Here is a 22,736-nt window from a genome sequence, read left to right as displayed (position 1 = left end):
TTAATCCTGATGAAGTGGTAATCGTATCTTAATTAAAGTACCTTGACCATGTGTCCCAGCCAAAGCCTCTATACTCCCCATGTGTGCCCCAATAATTGCTTTTACAATCGCAAGACCTAAACCTGTGCCTGTTTTACCTCGATCGCCGCGCTGCATGGTATAGAACATATCGAAGATTTGCTCTCGCTCATCTTCAGGTATGCCAACTCCCTGATCCTCAATATTAATTTGTAGAAAATCATCTTCTTGTTGAATACTTATTTTGATTGGCATATCGTCAGGTGAAAATTTTGCGGCATTTTCCAAGACATTAAAAATAGCTTGCTCAATCAAGGCTGGATGCACATAAAGCTGAGGCAAATCATCCGCTAAGGTCACATCGATTTTGACATTCGGTTGATAGCGTTTGAGTCGTTGTGTTGCAGAGCCAATCAACTCATCCACACCAATCCAGTCTCGAGCTAAAGTTAATCCTTGATGCCCTAAACGAGTCATATCGAGTAAGTTTTGAATATAACGATCGAGTCGTTCACCTTCGATATGAATGGTGTCTAATAATTCATGCCGATCGCTTTCAGACATCTGTTCGCCATAATATTTAAGCGTATCTGCTGAGCCAATCATCGCTGCTAAGGGTGAACGTAAATCATGCGATACCGAAGAAAGCAAGGCTGAACGTAGCTTTTCCGTTTCAGCCACTACTCTAGAATTTTCTAACTGTAAAGAGAGTTGTACCCGAGCAACAGTTTGCGCAATATCTTCAATCATCAACTCAGTTAAGCGTTGTAATTCAAAACTGATGGTTTGAGCGTTTTGATTAAACCGAATTGCAATCACGCCATATTCTTTCACCAAATTTAACGGAATAAACCACCAATCAGAATTGGTCAACGTATTGGTAAAACGTCCACAGGGTTTCGCATTCTTCTGCGTCCAATCTGCGGCTATCTGATCTTTTTCATTTAAGACAGATGGATCACCTAAAGACTGATTTTCAACTTTTAACCAAACCGTGGCATTTAATGAAGTTTCCAAATGTTGTTTGGCGACATTTAATACCTGTTCAATATCTACACAGGCCGATAGCTTGCGCTCTAATTCTTGTAACTGTAACGACACTGAATTTGCAGCGCGTAAACTCAACACCTGAGCGCGTAATTGGTTGGCTAAACGCCCAACCAGTAAGGCTGAAACAATGAACGTGATAATAGTAATCACCCCACGTTCAGCGCTGATCATAAAGGTAAAGCGAGGTTCGATAAAAAAGTAGTTGTAGAGTAAAAAACAGATGAATACGCTGATAATCGTGATCAACATGCGGGCCCGTATCGCAACCAATAATACAGTCACAATAAAAATCAAAGCTAAATCACTATACCCAATAAAATGATCACTGATTGCCGCCACAATCAGTCCTAGCAATACAATGATGATACTTTCAAACACTTCACGTTGAGTAAATGCCAAGCCTTGTTCTCGCCAAGATGAATGAGCAGCATCGTTCGGGCTGGTCTGATTATTTTGAGCTTTTAAAGGTTGAACAAAAGTGATTTCAAAAGGATGCTGTTTTTCTAACAGTTGGTCAGCAATATGATCTGAAAATAAGCGTTGCCATAGCGATTTTTGAGGGCTCTTGCCAAGTAAAATATTGGATGCACCATAATCATAAGCCGCCTGTAAAATGGTCGATGCAATATGATTGCTATAAAGTAAATAGGTGTCTGCACCGAGCTTACGCGCTAAGTTAAAAGCCTTCGTCACCGTAAAAATTTGCGTCGTTTCGGCTTTACTTTTTTGAATCGAAATGACGCTCCATGTCGCGTTACGTCTTTCCGCAATCCGATGGGCACGGCGCACCAAATCTTCTGAAAACTCAGAACCATCTATCGCCAATAGGACGTGATTTTGAATCGGGATAATCTGCCCTTGTGCAACAAATTTTTCTCGATAATCAATATCGACCTGCCCTGCAACAGTTTGAATCGCCAGATCACGTAGTGCCGTCAAATTTGCAGCTTTAAAAAAACCTTGCAATGCATGGGGTGCAACATCGGCGAAATAAATCTTGCCATGATTCATCCGTTCTAATAATTCTGGAACAGGTAAATCAACCAGTCGAATATCTTTCAAACGTTTAAGTAATGCATCAGGTACAGTTTCAGTTACCCGAATCCCCGTAATTTGGTAAACTACATCATTGAGGCTTTCCAAATGCTGAATATTTAAGGTGCTATAGACATCAATGCCTGCATCCAACAACTCATTGACATCTTGCCAACGATATTCATGCCGACTATTGGGTACATTCCGATGGGCCAACTCATCAACAAGCACAATTTGAGGCTTTAATTTAAGAATTTGGTCGAGATCCATCTCTTCCAACATTCGCCCCTGATATTCCAAAGATTTTCTTGGAATCACATGGAGCCCTTGAATCAAACGTTCGGTATCAGATCGACCGTGGGTTTCTACGACCCCAACGACCACATGCTGCCCTTGTTGCATTAACTCATGCGCTCGGGTCAACATGGCATAGGTTTTCCCAACCCCAGGTGCTGCACCCAAGAAAATGGTCAAACGTCCAGATTGCTCACGTTGGCTATGTGCCAACCATGCATCTGCTTTATTGTTTCGGTCGATCTGCATAAGTTCTGCTCTATCAACGTATGGTCGATGATAATTGGTCTAAGGCTAAATTTAACTGCAACACATTGACTCGCGCTTGCCCATATATGCCGAACTGTGCAGGCTGAATTTGTTGTTGTACCAAATCACGAACTTGTTGCTCAGGTAAATGACGTTGCTGTGCCACTCGTTTCACCTGTAATAAAGCACTTTCAGGTGAAATATCAGGATCAATCCCACTGCCCGATGCAGTTACCATCTCGTTCGGCACGTGTTGCTTAGTAATCTGATTATTTTGGGCAAATTGTACTGTTCGCTCTTTAATTTGTTTTTGCAAATCAGGATTAGAGATTGCCAAATTACTGCCTGCCATACCATCGACATTGTAACTTACCGCACTTGGTCGTCCATGGAAATATTGTTCACTAACAAAGTTTTGTCCTACCAAACTTGACCCCACTACTTTACCATTCAGTTCAATGACACTGCCATTGGCTTGTTTCGGAAAAATCAACTGCGCAATAGAGACACTTGCTGTAGCGTACAACATGCCTGCAATCAAGAAACCAACTGCAACCAAACCGAGGCTTGGGCGTAAAACCGAATGAACAGGATTCGATAATTGAAGATTTTGTTGGTTCAATTGTTCATGCTTCAATAAAGTATTCATCACTCGCTCCTAAATCCACAATGACACAACAAGGTCAATGAGCTTGATCACAATAAATGGAAAAACGACACCACCTACACCGTAAATCAGCATATTACGACGTAACAATTGCAGCGCACTGGCAGGTTTGAATTGAACACCTTTCAGTGCCAATGGAATCAGCATTGGAATGATCAAGGCATTAAAGATCAAAGCGGAAATCACGGCACTGCTTGGACTACTAAGTTGCAAAATATTCAGCACACCAAGTTGTGGAATTGCCACCGCAAACAATGCAGGTAAAATGACAAAGTACTTGGAGACATCATTTGCCAAAGAAAAAGTGGTTAATGCTCCACGAGTAATCAATTGCTGCTTACCAATTTCGACCACATCCAGCAATTTGGTTGGATCAGAATCTAAATCCACCATATTGCCCGCTTCTTTGGCTGCTTGAGTACCTGAGTTCATAGCTAAACCAATATCTGCCTGTGCCAAGGCTGGTGCATCGTTGGTGCCATCACCCACCATTGCGACTAATTTTCCTGCTGCTTGTTCGTTACGAATACAAGCCAATTTATCCTCAGGTCTCGCTTCTGCAATATAGTCATCCACTCCTGCTTCGGCCGCAATTGCTGCCGCTGTTAACGGATTATCCCCTGTCACCATAATGGTTTTAATGCCCATCTCTCGTAACAATGCAAAACGTTCTTTAATCCCAGACTTAATCACATCCGAAAGTTCAATCACACCTAAAATACTGTGATTCGAAGCCACGACCAAAGGGGTTGCACCTTTAGAAGCCACTTGTTCTACACGCGCTTTTAGCTCAATGTTATCCTTAATCTCTTGATTGGTGAGTTTTAGAATAGCATCCACCGCACCTTTACGAATCTTTTGCCCTGTGGCTAAATCCACACCAGATAAACGTGTCGACGCACTAAACTGGATAAATTCCGCATCTTGAGGCTCTTTGACACTTTCACCTAATTCTTTCCCAAGGCTGATGACTGACTTCCCTTCAGGCGTTGGATCGGCAAAAGAGGTCAGCATCGCTGCTTGGCGTAACTCACTTGGTGTCACACCTGCCAATGGATAAAAAGCAGTGGCTTGGCGATCTCCATAGGTGATCGTGCCTGTTTTATCCAACAGCAACACATCAATATCACCCGCAACTTCAACCGCTTTACCTGATTTAGCTAAGACATTGGCTTTTAAAGCACGGTTCATCCCTGCAATCCCAATCGCAGGCAGCAAGCCGCCAATCGTGGTTGGAATCAAACACACCAACAGTGCAATCAGCAAGACGATGCTGATTTTGATCCCAACCATTGAACCAATAAAAGGTAAGGTTGCCACCACCACAATAAAGGTGATGGTCATAATATTCAGTAAGATACCCAGTGCGATCTCATTCGGTGTTTTCTGACGATTAGCACCTTCAACCAAGGCAATCATACGGTCTAGGAAACTATGACCTGCCTCATTACTCACACGTATAATAATTTCATCCGACAAGACCTTAGTACCGCCAATTACGCCTGAACGATCAGTATTGGCTTCACGCAATACGGGTGCAGACTCACCTGTGACAGCTGATTCATTGATGGTCGCAAAACCTTGAATAATCTCGCCATCCGCAGGGACAATTTCACCGGCTTTGACGATGACTAAATCATCCTTTTTCAGTAAATTTGCGGAAATCACTGTCGGTGAGGCATTTAAATCGAGAATACGATTTGCAGTTAAGTTTTCACGCGCCTGACGTAATGACGCAGCTTGTCCACGACCTTTAGCTTCTGCAACCGCCTCGGCATAATTGGCGAACAAGACCGTGACCAATAAAATCAAGCTTAGGACTAAACCAAAACCTAAACTGGTATTACCCATCAAAGTGGCAACAAGGGTTAAAACTGTTCCCACCCACACACATGCCATCACTGGATTTTTAAAAGCGTGTTGAGGCAGCAATTTATGGAAAGTTTGCTGAATAATTTCTTTATTCAAGATATCCATCTGTTGTGTCGCATTTGAATGTTTCATTGTGCTTGCTCCACGCTTAAACTTTTATCGATAAATAGTCAGCAATTGGCCCAATCACCAACACTGGCATGAATTGCAACAAGGTCAGAATCAACACAATCCCGATTAAAGTCAGGGCAAAGGTTGGAGATTCGATCTGTAAAGAACCTTTGCTTTCGGCTGCTTGCGGTTTGGTTGCTAAACTGACTGCAATTAAGACTGGAATGATCAGCACGCTATAACGCCCTGCCAATAACGCCACACTGGCACTCAGATTCCACCATAAAGTGTTATCACCTAAGCCTTCAAAGCCCGAACCATTATTGGCATAGGCAGAGACATACTCATAAAACACTTGACTAATGCCATGAAAAGCTGGATTTGAATTCCCTGTAATTGCTGGGAATGCAATTGCGATTGCAGTCAAACCAAGAATCACCACAGGCTGTAATAGAATCACGAGCGCTAACAACTTAATTTCAGTGACTTCAATTTTTCGACCAAACAATTCAGGGGTACGCCCTGTCATCAAGCCTGCGATAAATACCGCCAGAAACAGATAAATAAAGAACTGTAATAGCCCACAACCAATCCCGCCCCAAATGGCATTGATCAGCATATTGCACAGTTCAACCAATCCCGTTAGTGGTGAAGCCGAGTCATGCATCATATTGACTGAGCCGTTATTGACTTGCGTAGTCAAGCTTCCCCACAGTGCGGATGCCTCAGCACCAAAGCGGGTTTCCTTACCTTCCATCCATGCCATATTTGGAATTAATGAGGATTTTTCTGTCCACAGAGTGAGTAGTGTTGAAGACAGAGACATCAACAACATGCTGCCAAAAATCATCCACATCAGTTTTTTGCGTTGAATAAAACGCCCAACCATAAACACCACAGAGAGTGGAATCAGTAAAATCGCAATCATCTCAATCAGATTCGACAATGGTGTTGGGTTTTCTAAAGGCACAGTACTGTTTGGTCCATACCAACCGCCACCGTTACTACCGAGTTGTTTAATCGCCACCATAGGAGCAACAGGACCAAGTGGAATATGCTGGGTCTGTACTTCTGCGGTTGGGTCTAAAACCTGTGCAGTTGGACCTGCTGAGAGTGTCGCAGGAACACCTTGAAAGGTCAGAAGCAAAGAAAAAATAAAACTTAATGGAATAAAAAATCTAAATAATGGTCGAATGATATCCATCCAATAATTACCTAAATTAATCGTACTCCAGTCTTTCTTATCAGCACCTTCTTCTCTGCCTGATTGTAAGAATAAAGCTCTTAACATTGCTGCAAGTAATGCCAAGCCAATAATAGGTGACAAATATTGCAAACCCACAATGGCTGTCATTTGTGCAAAATAAGACAATTGTGCTTGCCCTGAATAATGCTGCTGATCGGTATTGGTTAAGAAAGAAATCGCTGTGTGTACAGCCAAGTCCCATTTCATGTTTGGAATATTGTCAGGATTGAATGGCAACCACGCTTGAGTCATAAAAATAGTAACACTCGCCACCAACAACAAGATATTACTAAGTACAAAAGCCCCCAAATATTGACGCCAGTTCATACCTACTTGTTTCACACCGAGTGCTGTGTAAATCGGTTGTTCAATCCATTTAAAAAAACGATCACTCTTCATTGGCTTTGCCTGCATCACATCCGCAAGATAAGCACCTAGCGGATAAGCCAACAGCAGTGAAAGGACAAATACAGAAATAAATTCCCACATAGCAAATGCCATTTAAAAATAGGTCAGCTTTAGTATGGAAACTAACTGCGTAAATTCTCTATATCCAAAATGGCAAACAGCGTAAATTCTGCATAAATTTTTATGCAAACTATCTACTTCTATCCATCTACCCACAATCTAAACTGAGCTTTTTTCATTATAAATATTATTTAGACAAGGCTTTGTTGCATAAAGCCATTCGTAATGGTCTGATTCAACAATATAATTTCCGAATGAAGATGCCTACACCTAAAATTATCGTACAATCAATTGCTCCTCTTATAATCGAGCATTAGTAAATCGAGGAAATATTTCAGTTTGGTTTGATTCCAAAACTCAATGGTACGCTCAGCCAAAAGGCAAACATGGTCGAAATCAAACTTATTACGACACAGCCATCCAATGCTGTTTAATGATCAAATCCTTATTTCATCTTTCTTTACGCATGGTCACAGGCTTTGTACAAAGCCTGATTAAACTTTGCGGATTAGATTGGATAGCGCCAGATTATTCAACCCTTTGCCGCAGACAAAAGCATATTGATATTCAAATTAACTATGAAAAGAGTTGTAACGGATTACATCTACTCGTCTATTCCACAGGCTTGAAGTTTTTAGATGAAGGTTAATGGAAACGTAAAAAACATCAGCCCGAATATCATCGCCAATGGCGTAAACTTCATATTGGTATCGATGCTAAGATCCTGCAAATACGAACAGTTCAGCTTACAACGAATAATGTCAGTGATTCGCAAGTACTTGGGGATTTACTTGATCAAATTCCATTGGATGAGCAGATTGATTCAGTCTATACAGGCGGGGCTATGATACAAAACAATGCTGTCAGGTCATTGCAGATCGGCAAGCGCATGCAGTGATTCTACCTAGAAAAAATGCGAAACCTTTTTATTTTTTGCTTACGATTGGCTTGCGTTACTTAGCCCTAAAAACAACAAAGCCCTGACATTGTCAGGGCTTTTAGAATTTGGCGGAAGCGGTGAGATTCGAACTCACGGAGGACTCACACCCTCGTCGGTTTTCAAGACCGGTGCATTAAACCGCTCTGCCACGCTTCCATGTGCGTAAGAATACAAAGACTCATCTTTGATTTCAAGAAAAATATTCATCCAGCCCAATCAAACGCATATTATTTCATCAAAAACATTCTCAATTCGGCTATCTCTTTTATTTTAAAAGTAATTTGTATAAATTATCAGCAAAATTTCCAGCTATTTTGAGATAAAAATCACATCAGCATCATGTGATTTGAACGCATCAGCAGGCTATCTTAAACAGTGGTATGAGTTAAATAGCGCCAAAATCTACCTGTTGCATATTTTTCATGAGTTGCTGCATAAAAAATTGGGCTGCACGTGACAATTGGCATTTCGCAATTCGGTGATGTTTCGGCACTGTTTTAAAAAAGTCGGTTTTAGCGAGTTCTTTTTGGTTTGAATCTTGCTAGCTTTTAGGTAGGTACAATAAAAAGGACAAGCCCATGGAAAAACTAAAAGTCGTCGTCGACAGTATTTCTCGCCAAGGGGAAGGCAATCTGGCAATCACATTAATGCCTGTTCAGCCTTTAAACCTACCTGAATGGCAAGCAGGTGCGCATATTAATATCTATTTACCCAATCATCTGACTCGGCAATATTCCCTGACTGGCAGTCCAACCCAACGAGATTATTATGTGATTTGTGTCAAAAAAGAACAGCTTTCTCGCGGTGGCTCGCAATATATTCATGAAAATTTACGCGTTGGGCAATATATTGAAATTTCGCCGCCTTGTAACCAGTTTTCTCTAAAAGCCGCAGAACAATATTTGCTGATTGCGGCAGGGATTGGCATTACCCCAATTTTGGCCATGGCAGAACAACTTGAAGCTCAAGGTAAATTTTTTGAACTGTATTATTGTGTGAAAACACCACTACACCTCGCATTTATAAACCGTTGGCGACAAGGATTTAAATTTGGAAAAATCCATGTGTTATATAGTTCTTTAGGTGAAAGTTTAAGAATTGAACATCCTGAAAGTTTGCAACACCCCCAACCCAATACACGCTTATATTTTTGTGGTCCACACAGCTTTATGCAGGACTATCAGCACTATGCCTTAGAGTTGGGTTGGCAACCTGAACAGATTCACTTGGAAGCCTTCCACCCAGAACAAGTATCGACATCACTATTCGATACAGCCACCAATACAGGCTTCCAAATTAAACTACAACGCTCAGGACAAATTTTTCATGTGCCTGAACACCAAAGTATCGCTCATGTTTTGCTTAAAAATCGGATCAATATTCCTTTATCGTGCGAAATGGGTATGTGTGGTGCTTGCCTGACCCGTGTAGTGGCGGGCGAAGTTGACCACCGAGATAGCGTACAAAGCGACAGCGAAAAAAACTCCAGTGAGCAATACATTGCCTTGTGCTGTTCACGCGCCAAAAGCCCAGTGCTTGAGCTGGATCTATAAACAATTACTGAAAAAATTTAGAGGTCTCTATGAACGCCATTCCAGTCACGCAACTGCTCAACAAACCATGCTACAGCCAATTTGACAGCAACGATTGGGATATTTTGGCACAGCACTGGTATCCTGTAGCCCGCATTGAAGATGTCAGCACCATCCCCCAACAAGTCATGCTGCTCGATGTCAAATTGGCATTGTATAAAACCGAAACTGGGCAGATTTGTTTGGTTCGTGATATTTGTCCGCATCGTGGTGTTCCACTGACTAAAGGCTGGGTGGAGGGTGAAGAAATTATTTGCCCGTATCATGGTTTACGTTACAACAGCGAAGGTAAATGTACCCTGATTCCAGCACAACCAGAACTCACCAAAATTTCAGATCGCTTTTCACTGATCAGTTTTCCAGTGGTAGAAAAATATGGACTGATTTGGACAAGCATCCTCAGCCGTGACGAAAGTAAAGCCAACTTTCCTGTACTCGATACTTGGGATCAACCTGAACATCAGGCAATTTTACCGCCATTTGTCGATATTGCAGGTTCCAGTGGTCGCCAGTTAGAAGGCTTTATCGATGTTGCCCATTTCGCTTGGGTACATAACAGGGCTTTTGCCAACCGTGACACTCCCGTTGTACCCAAATATTCAACGGTAACAACCGATTATGGTCTACACACTGAGTACATCAGCAATGTCAGCAACTATCCACATGGTTTGCAACATCTCGCGCCTGATGATTTTTTGTGGAAACGTACTTTTGATGTTTACCCCCCATTTTCAGCAGTCTTAAGCATTGATTTTCCAAACGAAGGTGTATTAAAAATCCTCAATGCCTGCTGCCCTGTATCACACAATAAAACCCGTTTGTTTGTGCCGCTGACCCGTAACTTTGACACCACAGGTGATCTGCAAGCCGTGTATGACTTTAATGCACAGATTTTTGCTGAAGATCAGGACATGATTGAATCGCAAAAACCTGAAGAATTACCCCTAGATTTAAGCATGGAAGCCCACTTTGAAGCCGATCGTTCATCGGCCACGTATCGACGTATTTTGGCAGACTGGGGCTTAAGCAAACGCTATACCGTCTAATTCAGTCTGTACTGTTTTGCCGCAAGATCCGTGACCTGTCACGGATTTTTACTTTTCAAGTTCGCAATTTTTCGGCAAACTTTATTTGAGCTGTTCTTTAACCCTATTTTTAGTCAAAACTGCTGCATGAAATCTGCTTTCATCGGCATTTTTAGCAAAAACATCTGTGGTGAAAAGTGCTACAATAAAATGTTTACAAATTTTCAGGGTAGCCCAATTCGCGGCACCTATTCATAAGTTAGGACTAGCAATGACTGATAATGCAACGATCTTGCAGCATGTACCAGTAGGCAAAAAAGTTGGTATTGCCTTTTCTGGTGGTTTAGATACTTCAGCAGCTTTATTGTGGATGAAACAAAAAGGCGCTGAACCTTATGCTTATACTGCAAACTTGGGTCAGCCTGATGAAGATGACTACGATGCCATTCCAAAGAAAGCAGAACAATACGGCGCTGTAAAAGCACGCCTAATTGACTGCCGTATGCAACTTGCGCTTGAAGGTATCGCAGCAATTCAATGTGGCGCGTTCCATATCAGCACTGGTGGTATTCCTTACTTCAACACCACACCATTGGGTCGTGCGGTAACAGGTACGATGCTTGTCACTGCCATGAAAGAAGATGACGTCAACATTTGGGGTGACGGCTCGACTTATAAAGGTAACGACATTGAACGTTTCTACCGTTATGGTTTGTTGACTAACCCGAACCTTAAAATCTATAAACCTTGGTTAGACCAACAGTTTATCGATGAGTTGGGCGGTCGTGCAGAAATGTCACAATTCCTGATCGACAACGGCTTTGACTACAAAATGTCAAAAGAAAAAGCGTATTCAACTGACTCAAACATGTTGGGCGCAACTCACGAAGCAAAAGATCTTGAATACCTCAATGCTGGTATCAAAATCGTTGACCCAATTATGGGCGTTGCGTTCTGGAAAGAAGAAGTTCAAATCAAACCTGAAGAAGTTTCTGTAACTTTTGAAGAAGGTATGCCTGTTGCACTTAACGGTCAGCGCTTTGAAAATCCTGTTGAGTTGATTCTTGAAGCTAACCGTATCGGTGGTCGTCATGGTCTAGGCATGTCGGATCAAATCGAAAACCGTATCATTGAAGCAAAATCTCGCGGCATCTATGAAGCACCGGGTATGGCTCTTCTTCATACGGCTTACGAACGTTTAGTCACTGGTATTCACAACGAAGATACCATCGAACAATACCGTATCAACGGTCTACGTTTAGGTCGTTTGTTGTACCAAGGCCGCTGGTTCGATTCTCAAGCGCTTATGCTTCGTGAAACTGCACAGCGCTGGGTTGCAAAAGCCATTACTGGTACAGTAACACTTGAACTTCGTCGCGGTAATGACTACACCATCATGAACACTGAATCTCCGAACCTCACTTATGAAGCTGAGCGTTTAACTATGGAGAAAGGTAACTCAATGTTCACGCCGATGGATCGTATCGGTCAGTTGACTATGCGTAACCTCGACATTACTGACACACGTGCCAAACTTGGTCTTTATACCGAAACTGGCTTGTTGTCATTGGGTCAAGGTTCAGCAGTTCCTCAACTTGAAAATAAAAGCAAATAATTGATTTTATTTTGAGTTTAAAAAGCCACCTATATTTAGGTGGCTTTTTGTTTTGACTCAATATCATGATCTTCATCTGAAATCACATGCCGACAAATTTGGTGACGACCACAAGCTTTTGCCCGATACAGTGCCTGATCAGCAAAAGAAAGTAACTGATTGGCAGAAACAGGATATTCAACGGTATAGACTGCAAGCCCTACACTAATGGTAATGTATGGGTTAATCTCTGATTTTTCATGATGAATGGATAATTCATCCACTGCTCTGGAAATTCTAGATGCCACAAGATACGCTTGATCAACATCAGAGTTTGGTAGCAGCACGACAAATTCCTCTCCCCCATAACGCGCAACAAAATCTTGATGCCGAATCGTATGCTGAATCACCTGTGCAATGCATTTTAAAACCTGATCGCCTTGCAAATGCCCGTAATGATCATTATATGCCTTGAAATAATCGATATCGATAAACAGTACCGCCAACGGGGAATGTTCAGCCCGTGCCAATGCATAATAGCGCTCTAGCGCATCATCGAGACTTCTACGATTTGCAATGCTAGTCAAGCCATCATACTGACTCAACTTTAACAACTGGTTATTATAATTTTTTAAAATTTCCTGATCGACTTCAATTAATTTAGTCTTTAAAAAACTACCACGCTCTTGGTGATTAATCACCTTGGTAATAGCAAAACCAATCAGGTTACTACCAAAAAACACCCGAAACAAAACTACCGAATCAAATGAAATATGCAAATAAAAAAACATCGCAAAAATAGCAGCACTGGCAAGCAGCCCTACGATAAACATATGCAGAGGTTTAACCCCTATCATGATGTAACCGAAAATAAAAATAAAAATAATAAAAACAAATTGCTGTCTAAGTGATGATGTATATTGAGATAAAGTTAAAACAGCCGTCAGAAAAATTGCCCACCCCACAACCAGCAATGCAAAATAACGAAAATACGTCTGTGCTTTGGGATGACGGGCAGCCAACACCAAAATCAGCAAACAGATTCCGCCATTCATAATACTCACGACACTACGCCAAAAATCATGTTGTAAATAAATCGACGGGATAATGAAATAATTACGACAAACAATAAATATGCTAAAAAACAGATAAACTATGCTGCCAAGTTTGTAAAAATTTAGAAACCCGTTCGCGGCTTTTTTTTGATGATATGCCCAAAACTCGGTTTCATATGGTTCGGGTAGACAAGCGCCTGCCCGCTGTTCATGCATGGCTAAAACAGTTTCAATACATTGCTTTTGTAATTTTAATGTCACTATGTTTTGATTATTGAGCATAATGAAATGAAAACAGGCTTAGTTTAGTTTTAAAGTTAGCATACTTTTTAGCAAGATAATGCTTTTCTTCATAGATTTCTCTCTCTTGAAAATTACCATTCTGCGGTAAATTGCATTATCATTTGTTTTATTTTTAGCTTGAATATCTCTTGAAAACGATAACCCTTGTCCAGCCAGATGATTGGCACGCCCATCTGCGTGACGGCTTAGCCCTAAAACGCACTGTTCCTGACTTAGCCAAGCAATTTGCCCGCGCGATTTGTATGCCGAATCTTGTCCCTCCTGTAAAAACAGTGGAAGAAGCCGAAGCCTACCGCGAACGTATTTTGCAACATGTACCAGAAGGCGTTCAGTTCGACCCACGTATGGTGCTGTATTTTACGGATCATACGCCACCGAGCGAAGTGCTTAAAATTAAGCAGTCAGCACATGTCAATGCGATCAAGCTATATCCCGCTGGTGCAACCACCAACTCTGACAATGGCGTGAGCGACATCCGTAAGGTCTATGCCGTACTTGAACAACTTGAAAAGCATCAGGTTCCCCTGCTACTGCATGGTGAAGTGACTCATTCTCATGTCGATATTTTTGATCGTGAAAAACGCTTTTTAGATGAAGTTCTTTCACCGATCTTGAAGCAATTCCCTAAACTTAAAGTCGTGCTTGAGCATATTACCACCAGTGATGCGGCTCAGTTTGTACTTGAACAAGACCGTAATATTGCGGCAACGATTACGCCACAGCATTTATTGTTTAACCGTAATGACATGCTTGTCGGTGGTATCAAACCACATTTCTATTGTTTACCCATTTTAAAACGCCAAAGCCACCAAAAAACTTTGCTTGAAGTGGCGACTAGTGGCAATCCAAAATTCTTCTTGGGTACAGACAGCGCACCACATGCCCAAAATGCCAAAGAAAATGCGTGTGGCTGTGCAGGCTGCTACAGTGCACCAACAGCAATTGAGTTATATGCTCAAGCATTTGACCAAGTTGGAAAAATTGAGCGTCTAGAAGGTTTTGCCAGCTTCTTTGGTGCAGACTTTTATGGCTTGCCACGCAACACCAGCAGCATCACCCTTGTCAAAGAAGATCAAGTGATTCCTGAAAGTTTCGATTATCTGGAAAATCAAAAAATTATCCCGCTTCACGCTGGAAAAACCATTCATTGGAGAAAAGTGTGACCGACTCTACTGCACCCTTAATGGGTCAGCGCTTTCGTGGTTTTTTACCTGTAGTCGTTGATGTTGAAACTGCAGGCTTTAATGCCAAAACCGATGCTTTACTCGAAATTGCCTGTATTCCGATTGTTTACAACGAACAAGGTGAGTTTGTACCAGGTACAGCATTGCACGCACATATTAATCCGTTTGAAGGTGCACATCTGGATCGTCGCTCGCTGGACTTCATTGGTATTGACCCATTTAGTCCACTCCGTGTGGCAATGGCAGAAGATGAAAAGTCAGCACTGAAACGGATTTTTAAGGCATTAACCGAAGTACGTCGCGCTCAGCAATGTACACATGCTGTACTCGTTGGTCACAACGCGCATTTTGACTTGGGCTTTTTACAAGCAGCAGTTGCTCGTACAGGGACTAAAAATCAAAATCCGTTCCATAGTTTTTCCGTGTTCGATACTGTAACACTGAGTGCTCTGATGTTCGGGCAAACTGTCTTGGCGAAGTCGTGCATTCAGGCTGGCATTGAGTTCGATGGTAAAGAAGCTCACTCTGCTCTATATGATACGCAGAAGACTGCTGAACTGTTTTGCTATATTTTAAACAAACTGTCACCGCACCTGCTTGACAGTTTTCTGGCGGATCAATAAGATACCGCCATCCTCAACGTCCCTATCGTCTAGAGGCCTAGGACATCGCCCTTTCACGGCGGTAACCGGGGTTCGAATCCCCGTAGGGACGCCATCTATTCAATGATTTCATCATTGCAATGACGCAAACAGCACAATCAAAAATGGTGCAAGCAGCGTTAAAATAAAACCACTAAAAATTGCCAGCTGTACATCACTGCTACGACAGTTCTGTTTAATAAATGGCAAGGTTGAATCCATTGCGGTTGCACCACAAACACCAATCACACTTCTAGGCAAGCTACGCCCACATAAAAATAACAATACAATGCCGTAAAATTCACGTATCAGATCAGTCAATAAAGCGAAACTCCCCATTTCCTTACCCAATAAGCTTGTCACCAGTGAACCCGACAAGCTAAACCAGCCAAAGCCACTTGCGACCGTCAACAATACTGTAAATGAATGTGGCAACAACCACTGCGCAATATAAGCAGCCATAAAAATCGCGAGTAGCATAGCAGAAGGCACCCAAATCTGATGTCTGGTTAAGCGTGCTAAACGTACTGTAGATAGATCAATTCCAATCAGTACGATTAAAATCAACAACAAAGCATGTGAAAATTGTGCGGCGTGCAAATCATGTGGCAAGATCAAATAACTCAGCATTCCGAGTCCCACCATTAGCATGGCAATGCAGCATTCCTGCAAAGGTTTGAGTAAACCACGAAAATTACGTTTTGGCTTTATATTGCCCTGTTCTTCAACGGGTCGTGTAAGTAATAATAAAAAGCTGCTGACTGATAAAATACTGGCGTAAATAAAACTTTCACGTAACACCTTCCATCCCATATCGGGCTGAAACAGCACATCTGCAAATTGATAGCCGATCACGATCAGTAAGCTCCAGACCAGATAACCAATACTTGCAACTGCCAGCGTTTTGATCGGAGCAGTCATAACTTTTCCAGCTATACTGCCCAATAGCAGTGCCATAACAATAGGCAAAACAGAGCTGAATAAAATGGCGAACATATAAAATAATATGAATAAAAATCTCTATTATATCATGTTGATTTTTGATTCATTCGTTCAAACCATCAGGGTTTTATGTTGATAAATCACTTGAGATATGATGCATTTCACAAAAAATCGGTGACTATTGCACATTTAACGGTTTTCTCTACAATAACTCGCTTCATTTTTTGTATTTCTCATTTCCCATGCAGTCATCTCACTCTCCGAATGATGCGTCGCATCAGGGCAATTCTGCGCCACTCAAACGCGCTATGAGTACTCGACACCTTGTTATGCTGTCATTAGGCGGTGCCATTGGCACAGGTCTATTTTTAGGGTCGGGTGAAGTCATTGCACAAACGGGGCCTGTAGGTGCCATTATTTCTTATTTTCTAGGTGGCTTAATCGCCTATATGGTGATGCTGTGCTTAGGCGAACTGGCTGTACATATGCCTGTTTCAGGTTCCTTTGGTGAATACGCCAACAAATATATTGGACCTGCAACAGGCTATATGATTACGTGGCTGTACTGGCTCACTTGGACAGCCACCCTCGGTACAGAGTTTACCGCCGCAGCACTGCTCATGCAGGAATGGTTTCCACATGTTTCCATGTGGATCTGGACGGCAATTTTCGCTGCACTGATCTTTATTTTAAATATTAGCTCCACCCGCATGTTTGCCGAATCTGAATTCTGGCTGGCTTTAGTGAAAGTCGTGACCGTGGTGAGCTTTATTTTACTGGGTCTGTTGGCAATTTTTGGAGTCGTTTCCTATCATGGTGAAACACAAGCGCCACTGTTTAGTAATTTGCTGGCACAAGGCTGGTTTCCAAAAGGTTTAATGCCAATTTTTGCCACCATGCTCATTGTCAACTTTGCTTTCTCAGGAACAGAACTGATTGGGGTTGCCGCAGGTGAAACAGCCGACCCTGCAAATAATGTTCCCAAAGCGATTAATGCTGCAATCTGGCGTTTGCTGATTTTCTTTGTTGGAACGATTGTCGTGATCTGTGCATTACTTCCGTACCAGCAGGCAGGTTTAAACGCAGCGCATGTGAGTAATAGTCCATTTGTGACGGTATTTAGTTATATGGGTATTCCATATGCTGAAGATATTATTCGCTTTGTGATTATTACTGCGTTGTTGTCTGCTGCAAACTCAGGCTTATATGCTGCATCACGCATGATGTGGGCGTTATCGGTTAAACGCCAACTACCAGCAATGTTCTCAAAACTCACCAAACACGGCACACCAATTACCGCAATTATTGTCACCATGTTTGGCGCGATTCCTGGGTTGTTGTCAGAACAGTTCGCACCAGAAACCATCTTTAAAAACTTACTCGGTGTTGCTGCATTTACGATGGTCATTGTCTGGACAGCGATCTGTGTCTGCCAGTTCAACTTCCGTCGTCAATGGTACAAGACTGGACATACCATTGCCGATTTGCGTTTTGCTGCGCCGTGGTTTCCATTAACGCCTATTTTAGGTTTTGTGTTTTGTGTGATTACCTGTATCAGTATGACGCAAGACAGTTCCATGCTGCCTGGTTTCTATAGTTGCCTGATTTTTATTGCTTTGTGTTATACAAGTCACTACTTTTTATACCGAGACAAAGACTAGTTAACAGGACAACTGTGTTTTATTGTAAAAGTGTAGCTCTGCTACACTTTTTTTATATTGTTTTTATAATCAAATACAACAGTTTATTAAAAGAATACGATTAATTTAATGAAAATAATTTTTATTCATGGCATTAAACAGCAAAATTTTGATGCGTGCTCATTTCAGGAGTACTGGCTCAACGTGTTCAATACAGGCATGAATAAAATTGAGCCTGAGGTTAATGTTGATCAGCTTGATCTAGCCTTCCCCTTTTATGGCGATATTTTAGATGCTTTTAACCATCGCAAAGCCGTTAATCTGGAAACCCTACGCCCAAACTGGTCGTTCTTTGCCAAACTACCGCGTATTCGCCAACAACGCAGTGATGCACTTAAACAGGCGCTTGAAGAGATTCCTCTTTTGCCGCACGATGACACCCCCTACTCACTCAAAAACCGTTTTTTTATGCTGTCACAACTTGCCAAAGACCGCATGCTTAAAGAAATGGTGATGTTACTCAATCATTTTCCAGACCTGCATGAATCATTAATTCAGCGTTTTTTATGCGAGGTCTATTTATATTGGTATAACCCAGAATTCAAGCAACAAGTACATGAACGTATTTTGACCTGCTTTGAACCTAACCAGCGGCATATTGTGATTGCCCATTCACTCGGGACAGTGATTGCTTACAATTTATTGCATGAACTGTCTGCTCACTATGAGATCAAGCGTTTTATTACGTTGGCATCACCTTTACCCTTTAACGTGATTCAAAAACACTTAATGCATCCTGTACAACGACCAAAGGTACTCAGTGGAGACTGGCACAATTTTTATTCTCAAGATGACTACTTGACCACGTTTCCAATGCTCCCTCCGATGTTTGACCTTCATCCACAAATCGACAATAAGCTGATTACAACATTTGTGGATAAACCTCATGAAATTACGGGTTATTTGCAGCACCCTCTAGTGATTCGGCGTATTCTCGAACTGCTATATGATATGCCACAATTTCAGGCACATGCTGCCCCCTAATATGTAACGACTTCACTCATTTCAGACTAAAAAATGCTCTAAAATCATAAAAATAGCATTTAGAGATGATTTATTATTCATTCATAACTATTTTTCATATTTTTTCAGAAAAAAGGTTTGACATACTTTTTAATTCCCCCTATTATACGCGCACCTTCTGATGTGTCCCTATCGTCTAGAGGCCTAGGACATCGCCCTTTCACGGCGGTAACCGGGGTTCGAATCCCCGTAGGGACGCCACTTAATATCAGAATACTCTAGAAGTCCCTATCGTCTAGAGGCCTAGGACATCGCCCTTTCACGGCGGTAACCGGGGTTCGAATCCCCGTAGGGACGCCAAATTCGAAAAAGCCCAGTATTAATTTACTGGGCTTTTTTTATTTCTGCTATTTCATCCATTATTCGTTTCTATTTTTCTAAGCATCTTAATTGATCCATCAATATTGATTTAGCGATTGAGAAAAATCTTGTCTCATTTCTTCTTTACTTGGCACATATGGATAACGAGCAATTAAAGTTTTACCATCTGAACCTAATCGTATGATTTTTTGTTCCGAGACAATCCGAATAAAAACCAATTCTTGTGCTATTTGCCCTAATTTCTCTCTTTCTAGAATGATTATCCGATCATTTCTTTTTAATACATTAAATTCTGTAAATTCCTTCTTTGCTCGATCAAATAGCAAATTTAAATCAGAAATTTTGCTATTTTTATCTTTTGTATATAGTCCAGAGAAATCTTTTCGCATTTCTGCACCACTTGGAATGTATGGATACGATGCAACTAAAAAATGCTCTTTGTGCTCAACTCGTTTTGGCGAGTTTGTATTTAACCTAACAAATACTAATTCTCTAAATTCTCCTCTAATATCAGTTTCACAAATCAAGATTTGTCCATGTCTTTCAATAATATTGTATTCTGAAAATTCTTTTTGAGCCTCTATTCTTAAGCTTTGTAAATTAAAAGGTTTTCTTATTTTTAGTTTAGTTTTAGGTTTATTTGATAATCTTTTTATCACAATAAATATCAACCATATAAGCGCTATTACTAATATCCAATTGCCAATGATTGCCACTCTGTCCCAACGAATGGTGGCTCCATGATTCAGATTATCTATGATTCTAAAAATTACGATCCCAATAATTGCACCAATAATTGTTGTTTTATCTATATACATAAATTCCTACCAATCAATACTCACTCGCCTGAATCAATTGCCGAGTGTATTCAGTCTGCGGTTGTAAAAATAATTGTTCCGTTGCCTGTCGTTCCACCACTTTAGCATGATGTAGCACCATAACTTGCTGACACAGTGCCCGAACAATTTGTAAATCATGACTAATAAACAAGTAACTTAATTCAAGCTGTTGCTGTAATTGCCGTAGCAAATGCACAATCGCTTTTTGTGTAGTTCGATCCAAGGCCGAAGTTGGTTCATCCAGAATAATCAGTTTCGGCTGCAAAATCAGGGCACGTGCCAATGCCACGCGCTGGCGCTGCCCACCCGACAACTGATGTGGGTAACGCAACTTAAATGCTACTGGCAATTCAACTTGCTCTAACACCTGTTCTATACGCTGCTGCATTTCAGTTTGAGATAAATTCAGCAAGCTCACACCTTCTGCAATCAGTTGTTCAACTGTCATACGCGGATTTAAACTGCTGTATGGATCCTGAAACACCATTTGAAAATTGCGACGCAAAGGGCGTAACTGGCTTTCATTACAATGATTCAGGTCTTGACCCAACAGAACGATTTGCCCATCGCTATCAACCAAACGCGCTATTGCAAGTGCCAGCGAGGTTTTGCCTGAACCGCTTTCCCCAACGATGCCTATCGATTCACCTTCAGCCAAATATAAATCCAGTGGCTCAACTGCGACCACATAATCCTTCACCCGATTCAACAAACCTTGTTTTATCGGAAAACGGACACCTAGCTGCTTTAACTCAAGCAATGGCCGATTCGATTGCACAGCTAAAGCATGACCAAAATCATGATCGAGTAACTGTTGGGTATAAGCTGTTTTAGGTGATTCAAAAATTTGCTGTACTGAACCTGCTTCTTCAATCTTGCCGCGATTCAGCACCACGATATCGTCTGCATAACGACGTACCAAAGCCAGATCATGGCTAATCAGAATCATGGCCATATTGCGCTGTTGCTGAAGCTGTTTCAGCAATTGCAACACCTGTGCCTGTAACATCACATCCAGTGCTGTGGTCGGTTCGTCGGCAATCAAAATTTCAGGCTCTAAGGCCAGCGCCATCGCAATCATGACCCGTTGCCGCTGCCCACCCGAGAGTTCATGCGGATAGCGCTTAAGCTTTTGCTCAGGCTCGGGCATACCCACATCTTCAAGCAACTGAATCACACGCTGTTGGACTTTTTGCTTACTCAGGCCCTGTAACAGCAAACTTTCCCCGATCAGTTTTTCCACCCGATGCAACGGGTTAAGTGCAGTCATTGGCTCCTGAAAAATCATGGCGACCTTGTGTCCACGCAATGCCTGCAACTGGGCTTGAGACATACTGAAGACTTCATGCCCATGCAACCGAATCGACCCTGTAACCTGCAAATGATGGGGCAACAAACCTAAGATTGCTAAGCTACTGATCGACTTGCCTGAGCCACTTTCCCCCACCAATGCCACCGTTTGCCCTGCATGCAAGGTCAAATGGAAATCTTGCAAAAGCGGCTGTTGTTGAGCATTACAAATCGATAACTGCTCAATGGTCAGAATCGGAGATTTAGTTGCGTCTTGGGTCAAATGCATCACGTGCGGCCTCCCCGATATAAATCAATAACGATAAGACCAATGCCAGACTAAAAAAGCCCGACAAAGCCAGCCACGGCGCATTCAGATTATTTTTTCCTTGCAACAATAACTCTCCGAGAGAGGCTGCATCGGGAGGCAAGCCATAACCCAAAAAGTCCAGTGCTGTCAGCGCTGTAATATTTGCGGTTAGCATAAATGGTAACTGCGACAAACTTGAACTGAGCGCATTGGGCAAAATATGCCGCAAAATAATTCGACCATCCCGTACACCCAGTGACCGCGCTGCCCGCACATAGTCCAGATGCCGAGCACGTAAAAATTCGGCACGTACCAAACCCACCAGTGTTGTCCAACCAAAAATCAGCATGATCAAAAATAACCAGTACACATTTGGGGTAAACATACTGACCAGAATCATGACCATAAACAGCATCGGTAAACCGCCCCAAACTTCAAGGATACGCTGCCCCAGCAGGTCAACCCAGCCACCATAGTAGCCCTGAATTGCCCCCACCAAAATTCCCAGTATTGCTGAAAACAAGGTCAGTGCAAAACCAAACAGCAAAGACACGCGCAATCCATAGAGCAGTCGGGCAAATACATCCCGCCCCTGATCATCAGTACCCAGCCAGTTTTCCGAGGTGGGTGGTGAAGGTACAGGAACAGCCAACTCAAGATTAGGCGTTTGATAGGAATAATGCACAATTGGCCAGAGTTGCCAGCCATGAGTATTGATCATCTGCTGTACTGCTGGATCACGATAATCAGCTTCGGTTTCAAATACACCACCAAAGGTCGTTTCGGGATAACTTTTCACAACAGGAAAGTAGAAATGTTGCTGGTAACGCACCAAGAGAGGCTTATCATTGGCAATCAGCTCGGCCATGCTCGACAGCACAAAAACAATTAAAAAAATGATCAGGCAAAAAAAGCCAAGCCGATTTTGCCGAAAGCGTTGAAGCCCCTGCTGCAACATTGGTGACAT

16 protein-coding genes, 4 tRNA genes and 1 pseudogene are annotated in these 22,736 nt (G+C 42.0%); 11 read left to right on the top strand and 10 right to left on the bottom strand.

The window, feature by feature from the left end:
• The 4 genes from P255_RS03580 to kdpA are packed head-to-tail and all read right to left on the bottom strand — an operon-like array spanning position 1 to position 7,031.
• Entirely contained in the window at positions 1-2,646 is a 2,646-nt protein-coding gene (locus tag P255_RS03580) for an ATP-binding protein (RefSeq protein WP_004903662.1), read from the bottom strand.
• A 13-nt stretch (positions 2,647-2,659) separates the two neighbouring features.
• Complete coding sequence (gene kdpC / locus P255_RS03575) at positions 2,660-3,295, bottom strand: potassium-transporting ATPase subunit KdpC (protein ID WP_004903661.1); 636 nt, start codon at positions 3,293-3,295, stop codon at positions 2,660-2,662.
• A 9-nt stretch (positions 3,296-3,304) separates the two neighbouring features.
• The gene (gene kdpB, locus P255_RS03570; protein WP_004903659.1) at positions 3,305-5,317 is read right to left on the bottom strand and encodes a potassium-transporting ATPase subunit KdpB; all 2,013 of its coding nucleotides are present in this window, start codon (positions 5,315-5,317) and stop codon (positions 3,305-3,307) included.
• Positions 5,318-5,333: 16 nt separating this feature from the next.
• Entirely contained in the window at positions 5,334-7,031 is a 1,698-nt protein-coding gene (gene kdpA / locus P255_RS03565; protein WP_035364985.1) for a potassium-transporting ATPase subunit KdpA, read from the bottom strand.
• 233 nt (positions 7,032-7,264) lie between these two features.
• On the opposite strand from kdpA, the pseudogene P255_RS15180 reads away from it, so the two are divergent.
• Positions 7,265-7,937 (top strand): annotated as a pseudogene (locus P255_RS15180) (IS5 family transposase); the annotation flags it as partial.
• 79 nt (positions 7,938-8,016) lie between these two features.
• Here P255_RS15180 and P255_RS03560 read toward each other — a convergent pair.
• Positions 8,017-8,106, bottom strand: a tRNA-Ser gene (locus tag P255_RS03560).
• A 422-nt stretch (positions 8,107-8,528) separates the two neighbouring features.
• Here P255_RS03560 and P255_RS03555 point away from each other — a divergent pair.
• From P255_RS03555 to argG, 3 genes are all read left to right on the top strand, one after another.
• The gene (locus P255_RS03555) at positions 8,529-9,503 is read left to right on the top strand and encodes a PDR/VanB family oxidoreductase (RefSeq protein ID WP_004903655.1); all 975 of its coding nucleotides are present in this window, start codon (positions 8,529-8,531) and stop codon (positions 9,501-9,503) included.
• Positions 9,504-9,532: 29 nt separating this feature from the next.
• A complete protein-coding gene (locus P255_RS03550; RefSeq protein ID WP_004903653.1) occupies positions 9,533-10,588 on the top strand; it encodes a Rieske 2Fe-2S domain-containing protein in 1,056 nt (351 codons plus the stop codon).
• Between the two features lie 250 nt (positions 10,589-10,838).
• Positions 10,839-12,182, top strand: a complete 1,344-nt coding sequence (argG, locus tag P255_RS03545; protein ID WP_004903652.1) for an argininosuccinate synthase — start codon at positions 10,839-10,841, stop codon at positions 12,180-12,182.
• A gap of 35 nt (positions 12,183-12,217) precedes the next feature.
• Here argG and P255_RS03540 read toward each other — a convergent pair whose 3' ends face one another.
• On the bottom strand, positions 12,218-13,216 hold the full coding sequence (locus P255_RS03540) for a GGDEF domain-containing protein (protein ID WP_228127535.1): 999 nt from the start codon (positions 13,214-13,216) through the stop codon (positions 12,218-12,220).
• 431 nt (positions 13,217-13,647) lie between these two features.
• Here P255_RS03540 and pyrC point away from each other — a divergent pair, with 431 nt between their 5' ends.
• The 3 genes from pyrC to P255_RS03525 all read left to right on the top strand — a co-directional run bounded on the left by pyrC (position 13,648) and on the right by P255_RS03525 (position 15,420).
• Positions 13,648-14,682, top strand: coding sequence for a dihydroorotase (pyrC, locus tag P255_RS03535; RefSeq protein ID WP_035364983.1), 1,035 nt, complete (start codon positions 13,648-13,650; stop codon positions 14,680-14,682).
• Complete coding sequence (gene rnt, locus P255_RS03530; RefSeq protein WP_044450229.1) at positions 14,667-15,326, top strand: ribonuclease T; 660 nt, start codon at positions 14,667-14,669, stop codon at positions 15,324-15,326. Before pyrC ends, rnt begins: the two co-directional genes overlap by 16 nt.
• An 18-nt stretch (positions 15,327-15,344) precedes the next feature.
• A tRNA-Glu gene (locus tag P255_RS03525) sits at positions 15,345-15,420 on the top strand.
• A 17-nt stretch (positions 15,421-15,437) separates the two neighbouring features.
• On the opposite strand, the gene P255_RS03520 is transcribed toward P255_RS03525, so the two are convergent.
• A complete protein-coding gene (locus P255_RS03520; RefSeq protein ID WP_004903643.1) occupies positions 15,438-16,265 on the bottom strand; it encodes a LysO family transporter in 828 nt (275 codons plus the stop codon).
• Between the two features lie 263 nt (positions 16,266-16,528).
• Here P255_RS03520 and P255_RS03515 point away from each other — a divergent pair, with 263 nt between their 5' ends.
• The 4 genes from P255_RS03515 (at position 16,529) to P255_RS03500 (ending at position 19,309) form a co-directional block, all read left to right on the top strand.
• Positions 16,529-17,947 (top strand): amino acid permease, encoded by a 1,419-nt coding sequence (locus tag P255_RS03515; protein ID WP_004903641.1) that lies wholly within the window; start codon positions 16,529-16,531, stop codon positions 17,945-17,947.
• Positions 17,948-18,055: 108 nt separating this feature from the next.
• On the top strand, positions 18,056-18,970 hold the full coding sequence (locus P255_RS03510; RefSeq protein WP_004903639.1) for a lipase family protein: 915 nt from the start codon (positions 18,056-18,058) through the stop codon (positions 18,968-18,970).
• A gap of 164 nt (positions 18,971-19,134) precedes the next feature.
• Positions 19,135-19,210: transfer RNA gene (locus tag P255_RS03505), tRNA-Glu, on the top strand.
• A 23-nt stretch (positions 19,211-19,233) separates the two neighbouring features.
• Positions 19,234-19,309: transfer RNA gene (locus tag P255_RS03500), tRNA-Glu, on the top strand.
• A gap of 98 nt (positions 19,310-19,407) precedes the next feature.
• Here P255_RS03500 and P255_RS15055 read toward each other — a convergent pair.
• From P255_RS15055 to P255_RS03485, 3 genes are read right to left on the bottom strand one after another with little or no spacing between them, the layout of a single operon-like run.
• The gene (locus tag P255_RS15055) at positions 19,408-20,148 is read right to left on the bottom strand and encodes a hypothetical protein (RefSeq protein ID WP_004903636.1); all 741 of its coding nucleotides are present in this window, start codon (positions 20,146-20,148) and stop codon (positions 19,408-19,410) included.
• A 13-nt stretch (positions 20,149-20,161) separates the two neighbouring features.
• A complete protein-coding gene (locus tag P255_RS03490) occupies positions 20,162-21,748 on the bottom strand; it encodes a dipeptide ABC transporter ATP-binding protein (protein WP_004903635.1) in 1,587 nt (528 codons plus the stop codon).
• Complete coding sequence (locus P255_RS03485) at positions 21,723-22,736, bottom strand: ABC transporter permease (protein WP_004903632.1); 1,014 nt, start codon at positions 22,734-22,736, stop codon at positions 21,723-21,725. Before P255_RS03485 ends, P255_RS03490 begins: the two co-directional genes overlap by 26 nt.

Source organism: Acinetobacter brisouii CIP 110357, assembly GCF_000488275.1.
In the GTDB taxonomy this organism is placed as follows: domain Bacteria; phylum Pseudomonadota; class Gammaproteobacteria; order Pseudomonadales; family Moraxellaceae; genus Acinetobacter; species Acinetobacter brisouii.
The sequence above is the reverse complement of the archived record's forward strand: the minus strand, read 5'-3'. Positions and strand labels throughout refer to the sequence as shown.

What these genes read in the sequence shown, in the direction of transcription:
- P255_RS03540 (WP_228127535.1), bottom strand. Translation starts at nt 13,216, where the DNA reads ATGAATGGCGGAATCTGTTTGCTGATTTTGGTGTTGGCTGCCCGTCAT.
- P255_RS15055 (WP_004903636.1), bottom strand. Translation starts at nt 20,148, where the DNA reads ATGTATATAGATAAAACAACAATTATTGGTGCAATTATTGGGATCGTA.
- argG (WP_004903652.1), top strand. Translation starts at nt 10,839, where the DNA reads ATGACTGATAATGCAACGATCTTGCAGCATGTACCAGTAGGCAAAAAA.
- P255_RS03550 (WP_004903653.1), top strand. Translation starts at nt 9,533, where the DNA reads ATGAACGCCATTCCAGTCACGCAACTGCTCAACAAACCATGCTACAGC.
- P255_RS03515 (WP_004903641.1), top strand. Translation starts at nt 16,529, where the DNA reads ATGCAGTCATCTCACTCTCCGAATGATGCGTCGCATCAGGGCAATTCT.
- P255_RS03490 (WP_004903635.1), bottom strand. Translation starts at nt 21,748, where the DNA reads ATGCATTTGACCCAAGACGCAACTAAATCTCCGATTCTGACCATTGAG.
- P255_RS03510 (WP_004903639.1), top strand. Translation starts at nt 18,056, where the DNA reads ATGAAAATAATTTTTATTCATGGCATTAAACAGCAAAATTTTGATGCG.
- P255_RS03580 (WP_004903662.1), bottom strand. Translation starts at nt 2,646, where the DNA reads ATGCAGATCGACCGAAACAATAAAGCAGATGCATGGTTGGCACATAGC.
- kdpA (WP_035364985.1), bottom strand. Translation starts at nt 7,031, where the DNA reads ATGTGGGAATTTATTTCTGTATTTGTCCTTTCACTGCTGTTGGCTTAT.
- P255_RS03485 (WP_004903632.1), bottom strand. Translation starts at nt 22,736, where the DNA reads ATGTCACCAATGTTGCAGCAGGGGCTTCAACGCTTTCGGCAAAATCGG.
- kdpC (WP_004903661.1), bottom strand. Translation starts at nt 3,295, where the DNA reads ATGAATACTTTATTGAAGCATGAACAATTGAACCAACAAAATCTTCAA.
- P255_RS03555 (WP_004903655.1), top strand. Translation starts at nt 8,529, where the DNA reads ATGGAAAAACTAAAAGTCGTCGTCGACAGTATTTCTCGCCAAGGGGAA.
- P255_RS03520 (WP_004903643.1), bottom strand. Translation starts at nt 16,265, where the DNA reads ATGACTGCTCCGATCAAAACGCTGGCAGTTGCAAGTATTGGTTATCTG.
- kdpB (WP_004903659.1), bottom strand. Translation starts at nt 5,317, where the DNA reads ATGAAACATTCAAATGCGACACAACAGATGGATATCTTGAATAAAGAA.